The organism is Xylophilus sp. GOD-11R (genome assembly GCF_033546935.1).
Classification (GTDB): domain Bacteria; phylum Pseudomonadota; class Gammaproteobacteria; order Burkholderiales; family Burkholderiaceae_C; genus Xylophilus.
On the sequence record NZ_CP137854.1, the window covers coordinates 4279954 to 4292775 of the forward strand.

The 12822-nt window shown below is 68.1% G+C and carries 13 protein-coding genes and 1 riboswitch; of the genes, 6 read left to right on the forward strand and 7 right to left on the reverse strand.

Translation table 11 applies throughout. The annotated features are described in order from the left end of the window. Positions 1 to 149 precede the first annotated feature (149 nt). From R9X41_RS19700 to ahcY, 4 genes are all read right to left on the reverse strand, one after another. Entirely contained in the window at positions 150 to 725 is a 576-nt protein-coding gene (locus R9X41_RS19700; protein WP_318632132.1) for a septal ring lytic transglycosylase RlpA family protein, read from the reverse strand. Next, positions 722 to 1585, reverse strand: a complete 864-nt coding sequence (gene metF / locus R9X41_RS19705) for a methylenetetrahydrofolate reductase [NAD(P)H] (RefSeq protein WP_318632133.1) — start codon at positions 1583 to 1585, stop codon at positions 722 to 724. Before metF ends, R9X41_RS19700 begins: the two co-directional genes overlap by 4 nt. After that, positions 1582 to 2340, reverse strand: coding sequence for a TlyA family RNA methyltransferase (locus R9X41_RS19710; RefSeq protein ID WP_318632134.1), 759 nt, complete (start codon positions 2338 to 2340; stop codon positions 1582 to 1584). The genes metF and R9X41_RS19710 overlap by 4 nt, the downstream gene beginning before the upstream one ends. Before the next feature lie 125 nt (positions 2341 to 2465). Next, positions 2466 to 3899, reverse strand: coding sequence for an adenosylhomocysteinase (ahcY, locus tag R9X41_RS19715; RefSeq protein WP_318632135.1), 1434 nt, complete (start codon positions 3897 to 3899; stop codon positions 2466 to 2468). A 77-nt stretch (positions 3900 to 3976) separates the two neighbouring features. After that, positions 3977 to 4049, reverse strand: a riboswitch (S-adenosyl-L-homocysteine riboswitch). A gap of 182 nt (positions 4050 to 4231) precedes the next feature. Between ahcY and R9X41_RS19720 the strand changes: the two genes are divergently transcribed. From R9X41_RS19720 to R9X41_RS19745, 6 genes are all read left to right on the forward strand, one after another. Continuing rightward, entirely contained in the window at positions 4232 to 4957 is a 726-nt protein-coding gene (locus R9X41_RS19720; protein WP_318632136.1) for a hypothetical protein, read from the forward strand. 119 nt (positions 4958 to 5076) lie between these two features. Continuing rightward, positions 5077 to 6711, forward strand: a complete 1635-nt coding sequence (locus R9X41_RS19725; protein WP_318632137.1) for a peptide chain release factor 3 — start codon at positions 5077 to 5079, stop codon at positions 6709 to 6711. 12 nt (positions 6712 to 6723) lie between these two features. Continuing rightward, positions 6724 to 8502 carry an ArnT family glycosyltransferase gene (locus tag R9X41_RS19730; RefSeq protein ID WP_318632138.1) on the forward strand — a complete coding sequence of 593 codons (1779 nt, stop codon included), beginning with the start codon at positions 6724 to 6726 and terminating at the stop codon, positions 8500 to 8502. Further along, positions 8499 to 9455 carry a glycosyltransferase family 2 protein gene (locus R9X41_RS19735; RefSeq protein WP_318632139.1) on the forward strand — a complete coding sequence of 319 codons (957 nt, stop codon included), beginning with the start codon at positions 8499 to 8501 and terminating at the stop codon, positions 9453 to 9455. Before R9X41_RS19730 ends, R9X41_RS19735 begins: the two co-directional genes overlap by 4 nt. Next, positions 9452 to 9847 (forward strand): GtrA family protein, encoded by a 396-nt coding sequence (locus R9X41_RS19740; RefSeq protein ID WP_318632140.1) that lies wholly within the window; start codon positions 9452 to 9454, stop codon positions 9845 to 9847. The genes R9X41_RS19735 and R9X41_RS19740 overlap by 4 nt, the downstream gene beginning before the upstream one ends. Further along, positions 9844 to 10662: an HAD-IIB family hydrolase gene (locus R9X41_RS19745; protein WP_318632141.1), complete on the forward strand. Its 819-nt coding sequence runs from the start codon at positions 9844 to 9846 to the stop codon at positions 10660 to 10662. The genes R9X41_RS19740 and R9X41_RS19745 overlap by 4 nt, the downstream gene beginning before the upstream one ends. Before the next feature lie 25 nt (positions 10663 to 10687). On the opposite strand, the gene ureG is transcribed toward R9X41_RS19745, so the two are convergent. The 3 genes from ureG to ureE form a co-directional block, all read right to left on the reverse strand. Beyond that, positions 10688 to 11332 carry an urease accessory protein UreG gene (ureG, locus tag R9X41_RS19750; RefSeq protein WP_318632142.1) on the reverse strand — a complete coding sequence of 215 codons (645 nt, stop codon included), beginning with the start codon at positions 11330 to 11332 and terminating at the stop codon, positions 10688 to 10690. A 128-nt stretch (positions 11333 to 11460) separates the two neighbouring features. Beyond that, positions 11461 to 12135 carry an urease accessory protein UreF gene (locus R9X41_RS19755; protein ID WP_318632143.1) on the reverse strand — a complete coding sequence of 225 codons (675 nt, stop codon included), beginning with the start codon at positions 12133 to 12135 and terminating at the stop codon, positions 11461 to 11463. Continuing rightward, positions 12132 to 12821 (reverse strand): urease accessory protein UreE, encoded by a 690-nt coding sequence (ureE, locus tag R9X41_RS19760; protein ID WP_318632144.1) that lies wholly within the window; start codon positions 12819 to 12821, stop codon positions 12132 to 12134. The genes R9X41_RS19755 and ureE overlap by 4 nt, the downstream gene beginning before the upstream one ends. Position 12822: the final 1 nt, after the last annotated feature.

Below are 12822 nucleotides of genomic sequence, written 5' to 3' on the forward strand. Positions count from 1 at the left end.
TTTGACTCTCTAGGAGGGGTTGAGCAAAGGACGTGTGAAATTTCGTAAATGCCATACGCAAAGCCCATGCCAGCCTTAAGTGCATTGAAATCCTGAGAGCACGTGTCCAAAAAAGCGCACGCGAGACCGTACGCACTTTTTGTATGCACTTATTCGCAGCGAAACTGCCCCGAGACGGGGCGTGACAGCGCCACGTTCTGCACACCTGCGCCGACCATGCCTACTTCGTCTGCCGCCGCTTGGCTGATGTCGATCGCCCGACGGCGTGACGCGGGGCCCCGGTCGTTGATTCGAACCATCACGATCCGCTGGTTGGCGAGATTGCGCACGCACACCAGCGTGCCGAACGGCAAGGTGCGGTGCGCTGCCGTGAAGTCCGCCAGATCGAACCGCTCGCCGCTGGCGGTGCGCCGTCCCTGGAACCGGCTGCCGTACCACGAGGCGCCACCACGCTCGAACTCCGCTCCCGGCTCGGCGCCCTCTTCGTCGGGGTCGACCACGCCATCGGCGATGACCGGCATCACCGCCGATGCGGCGTCCGATCTGGCGGTCGGCGCCAGCCGCTCCAGCGGCTTGAGCGGAGGCGGTGCCGGCAGCGGCGCGACGGATTCGGCGTTGGTCGACGGGTCGGCGCCCGCTTGCCGCGCCCTATCTCCGGCGCAGCCATCGAGCAGCAATGCCGCCACCAAGGTCCCGGCCAGGGTGGCCGCGATCGGCCGCCTCATGCGCCGTGGCCAAGCCGATCGAGCAAGGCCAGCGGCGCGGTCGCCTGGTTCATGGTGTAGAGATGCAGGCCCGGCGCACCGCCCGCGGCCAGCTGCTCGCACAGGTCGGTGACCACGTCGAGACCGAAGGCGCGGATCGATTCGACGTCGTCGCCGAAAGCCTGCAGACGCAGCCGGATCCAGCGCGGGATCTCCGCGCCGCAGGCGTCGGAGAAGCGCAGCAGCTGCGTGGAGCTGGTGATCGGCATCACGCCCGGCACGATCGGGATCTCGATGCCCAGCGCCAGCGCTTCGTCGACGAAGCGGAAATAAGCGTCGGCGCTGTAGAAATACTGGGTGATGGCACTGTCGGCGCCGGCTTTCGCCTTGGCCGCGAAAGCCTGAAGGTCGGCCTGGGGCGATCGTGCCTGGGGGTGCACCTCGGGGTATGCCGCTACCTCGATCCGGAACGCATCCCCGGTTTCGGCGCGGATGAACTCGACCAGGTCGCTGGCATAGGAGAACTCGCCGCCGATGCCGTAGCCGCTGGGCAGATCGCCCCGCAAGGCGACCAGCCGGCGCACGCCCATGGCGCGCAGTTCCTGCAGCTGGGCGCGCACCGACGCGCGGGTGGCGCCGACGCACGAGAAGTGCGAGGCGGCGTCCATGCCCTCGGCCAGGATCTCGCGCACCGTGGTGAAGGTGCCTTCCTGGGTCGAACCGCCGGCGCCATAGGTGACCGAGCAGAACTCGGGCCGCCGCGCGTAGAGCGTCTGGCGCACCGCCCGCAGCTTGACCGCGCCTTCGGCCGTCTTGGGCGGAAAGAATTCGAAGCTGACCGGTCCGGTTTCCGGCAACAGCGGAGAAATGTCTGCGCTCATGGCGCCCTTTCTGCATGAATGAAGAATTCGCGGTTGCCGTCGCCGCCGACGATGGCGCTGGGCAACCAGTGCCGCACCGCCAAACCGACGTCGTCACACGCCTTTCGCAGGCGCTGCTCGACCGCCGCGTACAGGCCGGCATCACGCACGATGCCGCCCTTGCCCACCTGTCCCGGCTGCAGTTCGAACTGCGGCTTGACCAGCATCAGCACCGTGCCGCCTGAAGACAGCAAGGGCGCGAGCGCCGGCAGCACCAGGCTGAGCGAGATGAAGGACAGATCGCCCACCACCAGGCCGAAGCCATCCGGCGGCATGGCGTCGCCGATATCGGCGGCGCAGAGCGATCGCGCATTCAAGCCCTCGAAGGCGTCGACGCGGGCGTCGCCGGCCAGCGACGGATGCAACTGCCCGTGTCCCACGTCCACGCCCACCACCCGTGCCGCACCGTGGCGCAGCAGGCAGTCGGTAAAACCACCGGTCGACTGGCCGACGTCGAGGCAGACCAGCCCATCGGCCGACACACCCGCATCGCGCAAGGCCCCTTCGAGCTTGAGCCCGCCGCGCGACACATAACGTGCTTCGGCGGCATCGGCCAGCTCGAGCTCCGCCCCCTCCGCCACCTCGTCGCCATTCTTGCCGACAGCCTTCCACGGCCCCGCGCCCACGCGCCAGCGCAAGCCGGCGGCGATCAGTCGCTGGGCCTGCGAACGCGAGGCGGCGATGCCGCGCTCGACAAGTAGCTGATCAGCTCGCATGGAACAGATGCCGGCGGCACGCAGTGCCCGCCCTCGGGATGCAGCCGGGCCGGCATTGCCGACACGGCCAGCGCCGCCCCCCGCACGCGGGTAGGCGGCCACACGAAGTGGGCAAGCCTGGGGGGTTAGTAGCGATACGTATCGGGCTTGTACGGACCGTTCTTGTCCACGCCGATGTAGGCGGCCTGCGCATCGGTCAGCACCGTCAGCTGCGCGTTCAGCTTGGACAGCTGCAGCCGCGCGACCTTCTCGTCGAGGTGCTTGGGCAGCACGTAGACCTTGCCGGCCTGGTACTCGTCCGGCTTGGTGAACAGTTCGATCTGGGCGATGGTCTGGTTGGCGAAGGACGAGCTCATCACATAGCTCGGGTGACCGGTGCCGCAGCCCAGGTTCACCAGGCGGCCCTTGGCCAGCAGGATGATGCGCTTGCCGTCCGGGAAGATGATGTGGTCGACCTGCGGCTTGATCTCTTCCCACTGGTATTGCTCCAGGGAAGCGACCTCGATCTCGTTGTCGAAATGGCCGATGTTGCAGACGATCGCCTGGTCCTTCATGGCGGCCATGTGCTCGTGGCGGATGACGTCCTTGTTGCCGGTGGTCGTGACGAAGATGTCGGCCTTGTCGGCGGCGTACTCCATGGTCACCACGCGGTAGCCTTCCATGGCGGCCTGCAGGGCGTTGATCGGGTCGATCTCGGTGACCCACACCTGCGCCGACAGCGCGCGCAGTGCCTGGGCCGAGCCCTTGCCCACGTCGCCGTAGCCGGCGACCACGGCCACCTTGCCGGCGATCATCACGTCGGTGGCGCGCTTGATGCCGTCCACCAGCGACTCACGGCAGCCGTAGAGGTTGTCGAACTTGCTCTTGGTGACCGAATCGTTCACGTTGATGGCGCGGAACAGCAGCGTGCCCTTAACCGACATCTCGTTCAAGCGGTGCACGCCGGTGGTGGTTTCCTCGGTCACGCCGATGATCTCGGCCGACTTGCGGGTGTACCAGGTGCCGTCTTCGGCGACCTTGGCCTTGATGGCGGCGTAGAGGATGCGTTCTTCTTCGCTGGTCGGGTTGGCCAGCACCGACAGGTCCTTCTCGGCCTTCTGGCCCAGATGCATCAGCAGGGTGGCATCGCCGCCGTCGTCCAGGATCATGTTCGGGCCTTCGCCCGGCTCGCCCTTGGCAGCGAAGTCGAAGATGCGGTGGGTGTAGTCCCAATAGTCTTCGAGCGTCTCGCCCTTGATCGCGAACACCGGCGTGCCGCTCTCGGCGATGGCCGCCGCCGCGTGGTCCTGGGTGGAGAAGATGTTGCACGACGCCCAGCGCACCTCGGCGCCGAGCGCCTGCAGGGTTTCGATCAGCACGGCCGTCTGGATGGTCATGTGCAGCGAACCGGTGATGCGGGCTCCCTTCAACGGCTGGGTCTTGGCGAATTCCTCGCGGATCGCCATCAGGCCGGGCATCTCGGTTTCGGCGATGCGGATTTCCTTGCGACCCCAGGCGGCAAGGGAGATGTCGGCGATGGCGGTATCGACCGGCGAGGCGGTTTTGAGGGAAGCGTTCATGGTGGCTCCTGAGGGCAGGTGGATCAGCCACCGGCGCCGAAGCCGCCGAGAAAAACTCGCGCCGCTCCGGGCAGGCCGGTGGGCGAGCGTCGTTGCAAAGAGATGGTTCCGAGCCTCACGCCTCGCGGCGCTGCAACGCTCCTCGGAAAAGAGCGCGGATTATAGGCCGGCCGAGCGCTGGCGCTTCGGCCACATGCGCGCTTCTTCGCATGGTCGCGGGCTGCGAAACAGGCGCTGGCCGAGCATCGCTTCTTTCCATTCTGCAAATTCCCGCCATGTACGGATTCAACGCTTCCCCCCCCCAATTGCGGCCCGGCGCTGCCCAGCCCCGTATGCCCATCGTCCCCAGCGTTGCGCCCGGCCAGGCGCATCCGGCTTATCAACCCACGCCCTCGCACCATTTCCAGGCTCTGCAACGCCCGGGCCAGCAGTCGTGGGTCCAGGGACCAGCCGTCTTCGGCGCACCGCCCTTCGTCGGCCACTCCATCCCTTCGCAGCGGCCAGCCGCAGTCACCCAGGCGGCGGTCCAGGCGAACAGCGCCTTTATCCGTGAACTGGAAACGGCCAAGCGTCGCTTCGGCAGCAAGCTGGTGCTCACCCGCATTCACGACTTGCACGGCAACACCGTGGCCATTCGGATGCAAGGTGCGCGTCCGGCCCTGTCGGCGATTCATGAGAAGCCCCGTCAGCTGTTGGTGGCCGGAAGCGGCAGGCCGAGCCGCTACCAGCCCATGATCGAGACCGACCTGCAGCTGCAAGCGACCCCTGGCAGCCAGTACCGCGGCAACGCCGTCACCGTCGCCGAGCGGATGCGCAAGCAGCCCCCCGCCCCCCTCGCGCCGGCCGGTTTCCGGCAGATCCCCAACCTGCAGGTCGGCTCCGGCATTTCGATCGCCGCGGCGGCCGAGTTCCTGACCAAGGGCCGTTGGGCGGACCAAGGCAAATTGCCCGACGTGATCGTCGCGCTGCCGGCGGCGGACGTGAACCTCTCCACGCTGCTGCGCAATGGCGATCTCCGCCACTATTCGCAAATGGTGTACATGGACCAGAGTCGCTGACCGGCGCGAGGGCATCGGCTCCGGCGTGCGGGAGATGACGCCCGGGGCGCCGGATGCGAGAATCGCAGGCTGCCCCAGACCGGCCCGCCCCGCGCGCCGGCAGTCCCCCGGAGACCCGCTTGTCCTCGAATTTCCTGGCGGAAACCCGCCGCCGCCGCACCTTCGCCATCATTTCCCACCCTGACGCGGGCAAGACCACGCTGACGGAAAAGCTGCTGCTGTTCTCCGGTGCGATCCAGATCGCCGGCTCGGTGAAGGCACGCAAGGCCAGCCGCCACGCCACGTCCGACTGGATGGAAATCGAGAAGCAGCGCGGCATCTCGGTGGCGTCGTCGGTCATGCAGATGGCCTACCGCGACCACGTCGTCAACCTGCTCGACACGCCCGGCCACAAGGACTTCTCCGAAGACACCTACCGCGTGCTCACCGCCGTCGACTCCGCCCTGATGGTGATCGACGCGGCCAACGGCGTCGAAGCGCAGACCCGCCGGCTCATCGAGGTCTGCCGCCAGCGCGACACGCCCATCATCACTTTCGTCAACAAGATGGACCGCGAGGTGCGCGAGCCGCTGGACATCCTCGACGAGATCGAGCGCGAACTCGGCATGCCCTGCGTGCCCATGACCTGGCCGGTGGGCCAGGGCAAGAGCTTTGGCGGCATCGTCAACCTGCGCACGCAGGCCATGACCGTGTTCGAATCCGGCTCCGAGCGCCTGCCGCAGGACTTCGAGACCGTTCCCCTGACCGAGCAGGACACCCTGCGCCAGCGCTTCGGCGGCGAATGGGACACCGCCATGGAAAGCATGGAACTTGCCACCGGCGCATCGCCCGCCTGGGACCGCGAGGCCTTTCTTGCCGGCAAGCAGACACCCGTGTTCTTTGGCTCGGGCGTGAACAACTTCGGCGTGATGGAGGTGCTCGACGCGCTGGTCGACCTGGCCCCGTCGCCACAACCACGCATCAGCACCACCGTGGTCAACCGGCAGCCGGTGGTCAAGGAAATCCGGCCGGAAGACCCGGACTTCGCCGGCGTGGTGTTCAAGGTGCAGGCCAATATGGACGCCAATCACCGCGACCGCATCGCCTTCGTGCGCATGGCCGCCGGCAAGTACACGCCCGGCATGAAACTCAAGGTGCAGCGCACCGCCAAGGAACTGCGGCCGACCTCGGTCGTCACCTTCATGAGCCAGCGCCGCGAGGCGGTGGACGAAGCCTACGCGGGCGACATCATCGGCTTCACCACGCACGGCGGCGTGCAGCTCGGCGACACCATCACCGACGGTGCCGCGCTGCAGTTCACCGGCCTGCCCTTCTTCGCGCCGGAACTCTTCATGACCGTCATCCTGAAGAACCCGCTGCGCACCAAGCAGCTGCAGCAGGGCCTGGCCCAGCTCGGCGAGGAAGGCGCGATCCAGGTCTTCAAGCCCGACGCCGGCGGCGCGATGCTGCTCGGCGCGGTCGGGCAGCTGCAGTTCGAAGTGGTGCAGCACCGGCTCAAGACCGAATACGACGCCGACGTGCGCCTGGAAGGCTGCCAGTACACCGGCGCCCGCTGGATCACCGCCGACAATGCCGCCGACTTGCGCGCCTTCACCGACGCCTATCCCTTGCGACTGGCGCACGACGCGGCCAACACGCTGGCCTACCTGTGCACCAGCCCCTACGACGTGCGGCTGGCGCAGGAGCGCTTTCCCAAGATCCACTTCCATCCGCTGCGCGAACACGCCGGACTGGCGCTGCAGAACGCGGGCTGATCGGCGCCAGCCATGCTGCCGACGCTGGGCTATGCCGCCGGCCTCTATCTGTGCCTGGCCTGCGCCCTGCTCGCGGCCTGGGGCGCCGGCTCGCGCGGCCTGCGCTGCATCGGTGCGGATCGGCCCGACGAGGCTGGCGGGCCGGCCACGGCCGTGGTCGTCGGCACGGGTCTCTACATCTGCCTGTTCCAGGTCCTGGCGATCGCCGGCTGGTTCCGCGCGGCGCCGGTCCTTCTGTCGCTGGGCGTGGGCCTGCTCGTCGGCGCGCACGAGGCCTGGCGGAGCCGACGCCGCCAGGCGCCGCCCGCGCGTCTGGCCTGGACACTCGGTGAGGGCGCGGCTTTCTGTCTGATGCTCGCGGTGGCGTTGCCCACGTTCATCCGCCCGCTCGGTGTGCCGCTGGTCTGGGACGAACTCATGTACCACTTGCCGCATGCCCGTCTTTGGGCGCAGGAAGGCACGCTGGCGATCCACGAATGGCTGCGCTACCCCCGGTTTCCCTACAACGTCGACCTGCTCTTCGCCGCCTGCCTGCTGCTGGGCAGCGACGTGGCGACGCATCTGGTCAGCGCCAGCGCCGGCTGGCTGGCCGCCTGCATCATCTACCGCCTCGGGGTGCGCTACCTCGACCGCATCACCGCCTGCATCGCCACCGCGTTCTGGTTCGTGCTGACGATCAGCGAATACAACCGCGCCTATGTCGACATGCCGGTCGCCCTGTTCACCGTGGCGGCCCTGGCCGGCTTCCTCCGCTGGCAGGAACTGCGCGCATGCCAGGAGCAGGCCGCGCGAGGATGGCTCGCCGCCAGCGCCTTCTGCATGGGCATCGCCGTCGGCTCCAAATACCAGGCGCTGATGGTGCTACCCCTGTTCGCCGTGTCGCTCGTGCGGCACGACCGGCGGCCGTCGACCTGGGCCTGGGTGCTGTCGGCGCTGCTGCTGCCCGCAGGCTATTGGTATGCGCGCAACGCATGGCAGACCGGCGATCCCTTTTCGCCCATAGGCGGGCGCATTTTCGGATTTCACGACTGGAACGCCGAAGACCTCCGGCTCCAGTTCGAAGATCTCCGTCGCCATGCCGCGTGGCCGGAGCCCTGGCTCGTCGCCGCCGTGTGGGTACCGTTCTTCCCGGCCCTGCGCCAGCGCGCCGGCGTGCGCGCTGCGATCGTGGCTGCCGCCTACCTGGTAGCGACCTGGGCGGTCAGCTCCCGCTACCCGCGCTATCTGATGGTGGCCTATCCGCTGCTCTCGCTGCTGGCGGCAGCGGGGTGGATGGAAGCATTGCGCCTGATCGCCAGACGGGTGTCCCGAAGCAGAAGGCCGCCTCGCGGCCTGCCGGGGCGCCCGGCGATCGCCCTCGTGCTGGTCACGATCGTGGCCGTGGTCCTGGCGGCGGCGACCAAGACCCAGCTGTTTCAGCGGATCGCGTCCACGCACGACGAGCGCGAGGCGGTGCTCACCGCGCGCGTGACCGGTTATCCCGTGCTCGCCTGGTTGCGCGAGCATCCGTCGGGCAAGGTCTACCAGATGGGACTGGAAGAGACGCTCTATTACGCGCCTGCCCGCACGCACGGCGACGGTTTTGGCCCATGGCGTTACCGGGACTACATCGGCCTGGAGCCGCAGGCGCTGCACCAGGCCTTGCGCCGGCAGGATTTCGATGCCCTGCTGATCCATACCGGGCGCATGCCCAACGTCACATCGAAACCGGGCTTCGACCGATGGTTCCACCTGATGTTCGCGCACGAAGGCGTGGCACTCTACCGTCTCGACACCGCCCCCGCTCCATGAACCCCACCACCGCTGCCCTCCCCCGGATCGCCGTCCTGCTGCCTTGCTACAACGAGGCGGGAGCGATCGGCCAGGTCATCCGCGACTGCCGCGCGGCGCTGCCCGAGGCCGTGATCCACGTCTTCGACAACGTCTCGACCGACCCCACCGCAGTCGTGGCCCGGGCGCACCAGGCCCGTGTGATCACCGTACCCCTGCGGGGCAAGGGCAATGTGGTGCGCCGCATGTTCGCCGACGTCGAGGCCGACATCTATCTGCTGGTCGACGGCGACGCCACCTACGATGTCTCCGGTGCCCGTCGACTGATCGAGCATTTCGTCGACAACGGCCTGGACATGCTGGTCGGCGCACGGGTCGAACACGAGCCCGACGCGCGGGCCTACCGGCCCGGCCATCGTTGGGGCAACCGGGCGCTGAGCTCGGCGGTCGGCCAGGTGTTCGGCGGCGAGTTCAGCGACATGCTTTCGGGCCTGCGGGTGTTCTCGCGCCGCTACGTGAAGTCGTTTCCCGCGACCTCTCGCGGCTTCGAGATCGAAACGGAACTCACCATCCACGCCCTCGAACTGCGCATGCCCTGGAGCGAACTGCCGGTCGCCTATTTCGAACGTCCGGCCGGCACGCATAGCAAGCTCTCCACCTTCCGCGATGGATGGCGCATCCTGCGCACCGTCGCACGCCTGTTCTCCAGCGAACGGCCGATGATCTTCTTCTCGCTCGTGGGCGCCCTGCTGGCGATCGCATCGCTGGTGTTGGCAGCACCGGTGGTCATGGGCTATTGGCAAACCGGACTGGTGCCGCGACTGCCGACCGCCGTGCTGTCGGTGGGCGTGATGCTGGCGGGCATGCTGTCGCTGGTCTGCGGATTGGTGCTGCACACCGTCACCCTGGGCCGGCAGGAAGCCAAGCGACTGGCCTATCTCGCCCAGCCCCTCTGGCGACGCGACGGCCCATGACGCCGGCGCCGTATCGACAGCAGATCCTGCGCTTCGCACTCGTCGGCGCGGCCGGGTTCCTGGTCGACGCTGCCGTGTTGTACGCGGTGGCCGACCGGGCAGGTTGGTACGCCGGCCGACTCCTCTCCTTCTGGGCGGCCGCATCGCTCACCTGGCTGCTGAACCGCCGCTTCACCTTCGCCAGCGCACGCGGGCCCGCCGCGGCCGAATACGGCCGTTACCTGCTCGCGATGCTGGGCGGCGCGGCAGTCAACTACGCGGTGTACGTGGCGATGCTGCAGAGCCCGCTGGCCCCGATCTTCGCCGTGGCGGCCGGCAGCATCGCGGGCATGGCGGTCAATTACACGTCGGCGCGCAAGCTCGTCTTTCGGGATCGGATCAAGAAGCCATGACCATCGCGCCACTGGCAGACTGGCCTGTCGACCCCCGCCGGAGACTGGTGGGCGTATTTACCGACATCGACGACACGCTCACGACCGACGGCGCCATCACGCCCGACGCGCTTGCCGCGCTCGGCGCGCTGCGGGCGTGCGGCCTGCACCGCATCGCCATCACCGGCCGCCCCGTCGGCTGGAGCCTGCCCTTCGCGGCCGCCTGGCCACTCGATGCGCTGGTGGCCGAGAACGGCGCCGTGGCGCTGGTGCCGGTGGCCCGCAGCGGCGGCGGCGTGGAGGTGCAGCGCCTCTATCGCGACGACGCCACCACCCGTGCCGAGCGCTTCACCCGGCTGCAGGAGGTGCTGACGCGCATCGAGCGCGAGGTGCCGGGCGCCGTGCGCGCCACCGACTCGCCGGGCCGCGAGACCGACATCGCCATCGACCACAGCGAATTCGCCCGGCTTGACGAGGCGAGCATCGCCGCGGTCGTGGCCCTGATGCGCGCCGAGGGCCTGAACGCCACCGTCAGCAGCATCCACATCAACGGCTGGCTGGGCGACCACGACAAGCTGGTCGGGGCGCACTGGGTGGTGCGAGCCCTGCTCGGCCGCGGGCTCGACGCCGAGATCGACCGCTGGGCCTACGTCGGCGACTCGACCAACGACCAGTTGATGTTCGGCGCGCTGGCCAACAGCGTGGCGGTGGCCAATGTGCGGCGCTTCCTGCCGCAACTGCGCCAGTTGCCGCGCTACATCACGCGCTCGGAACGAGGCGCCGGTTTTGCCGAAGTGGCGCGGGCCGTGCTGGAAGTGCATCCCGGCTCGGCCTGAAACCGGCCTCTCCGGCCCGCGCCGGTCAGACCAGCATGCCCTTCTTCTCGATGAAGGCCACCACTTCGTCCAGGCCTGCCTTGGTGCGGAGGTTGGTCATCACGAAGGGCCGTTCCGGCCGCATGCGGCGGGTGTCGGCTTCCATCACCGACAGGTCCGCGCCCACGTGCGGCGCGAGGTCGGTCTTGTTGATGATGAACAGGTCGCTCTTGGTGATGCCCGGGCCGCCCTTGCGCGGAATCTTCTCGCCGGCCGCCACGTCGATCACGTAGATCGTCAGGTCGCTCAGCTCGGGGCTGAAGGTGGCCGCCAGGTTGTCGCCGCCCGACTCCACGAACACCACGTCGGCGTTCGGAAACTTCTCCAGCATGCGGTCGATGGCCTCGAGGTTGATCGAGCAATCCTCGCGGATCGCCGTGTGCGGGCAGCCGCCTGTTTCCACCCCCTCGATGCGCTCGACCGGCAGCGCGCCGCTGATGGTCAGCAGCCGCTGGTCTTCCTTGGTGTAGATATCGTTGGTGATCGCCACCAGGTCCCACTTGTCGCGCATGGACTTGCAGAGCATCTCCAGCAGCGTGGTCTTGCCGGAACCGACCGGCCCGCCGATGCCCACCCGCAGCGGCGGCAGCTTCTTGGTGCGATGGGCGATGGTGTGAAGAGCGTTTGTCATAAGCAGTGCGATAAAAAAGTAGCCGGCATTTCCGAGGATGCCGCAGACCGGCTTTGCCGGTCTGCCAGCATCGCCCCTGGCAGGGGTAGGCGGCCACACGAAGTGGGCAAGCCTGGGGTTGAGCCTGATCAACTTCGAAAAAGACGGGAATACTGGTTTTCGTGGCGGGACGAGAGGATGGCGAGCATCGGGCTGAGTGCCTGGCGGCTGTCGTCGTCGAGCGTCGCCGCATGGGCGAGCGCGACGGGTATTTCGTCGGCCAACCGGGCCAGGATGCGCTGGCCGGCGCTCTGGCCCAGCGGCACCGACTTGATCGCCGTCTGCACCATGTTCTCGGCCCAGCCGAAACAGAACGCGGCGGCGATGTCCTCGGCGCTGGCTGCCGTTCGTGCGGCGGCCACCGCGAAGGCCACCGGATAGGTCGGCTGCCAACCAGCAAACAACGACGCATCGGCGCCATGCAGGCCGCGCAGCCAATCGGCCAGCGACCGGCCCATCTGCTCGGTCTGCAGGCGGAATTCGCTGGTCTCGCGGGTCTGGCGGATCCAGGCGTCGAGCGTGCGCAGTCGGCTCGCATCCGCGGCGCGCGCGGCCGTCACCGCCTGCAGCAGCACCGGCAGGTCGCAGCGCGACAGGCTGAGGTGCAGCTGGCCGGAGATCCAGTCGCAGGCCGCGGCCTCGCTGCCGACGCCGGCCCATTCCACGGCGGCTTCCAGCCCTTCGGAATACGAGAACCCGCCCACCGGCAGGGCCGGCGAGGCCAGCCAGATCAGCTGGAGCAGGCCCGGGGTGAAGGCGGTCAAGGGCGCTTGGCGTGGAAGTGGACGACGGCCGGCGCGGCGGCTGGCGCATGGTCGTGATCGTGCGCATGGCCATGACCGTGGTGGTCATGACCGCAGTCCGGACCATGGACATGCGCCTGCTGGACATGCTTGTGGCCGTGATCGCCGTGATCGCCGTGACCATGGTCGTGCGCGTGATCGTGCGAATGCGCGTGACCATGGTCATGGCCGTGCGATCCATGCGAATGCCCGCCGGCCGCGTACGCGCCACCTTCCGGCTCGAAGCCTTCCCGCGCTTCGTTCACGATGAGGTGCATCGCCCGCAGCATGTCGGCCAGCACATGATCGGGCTCGATCTTCAGGCAGGTCGGCGTGAGCTCGATCTGCACATGCCGGTTGCCCAGGTGATAGGCGGCGCGGACCAGGTCGAAGGGGCTGCCGTGGTTCACGCAGGGCGTGATGCGCAGCACCGCCTGCGGTGCCGCGATCACCCGCACCAGCGAGCCGTCCTCGGCCACCAGCACGTCACCGCCGCGCACCAGCGTGCCGCGCGGCAGGAACACCCCGAGCCTGCGGCCGGCGGAATCCTCCGCATCGAACCGGCTCTTCTGGCGCACGTCCCAGTCCAGTTCCACGGTGGCGGCCCGCTTCAGCAGCACGGGCGCGAGGCCCTTGCCCTGGGGCATGAGTTTGTTGACGGTGAGCATG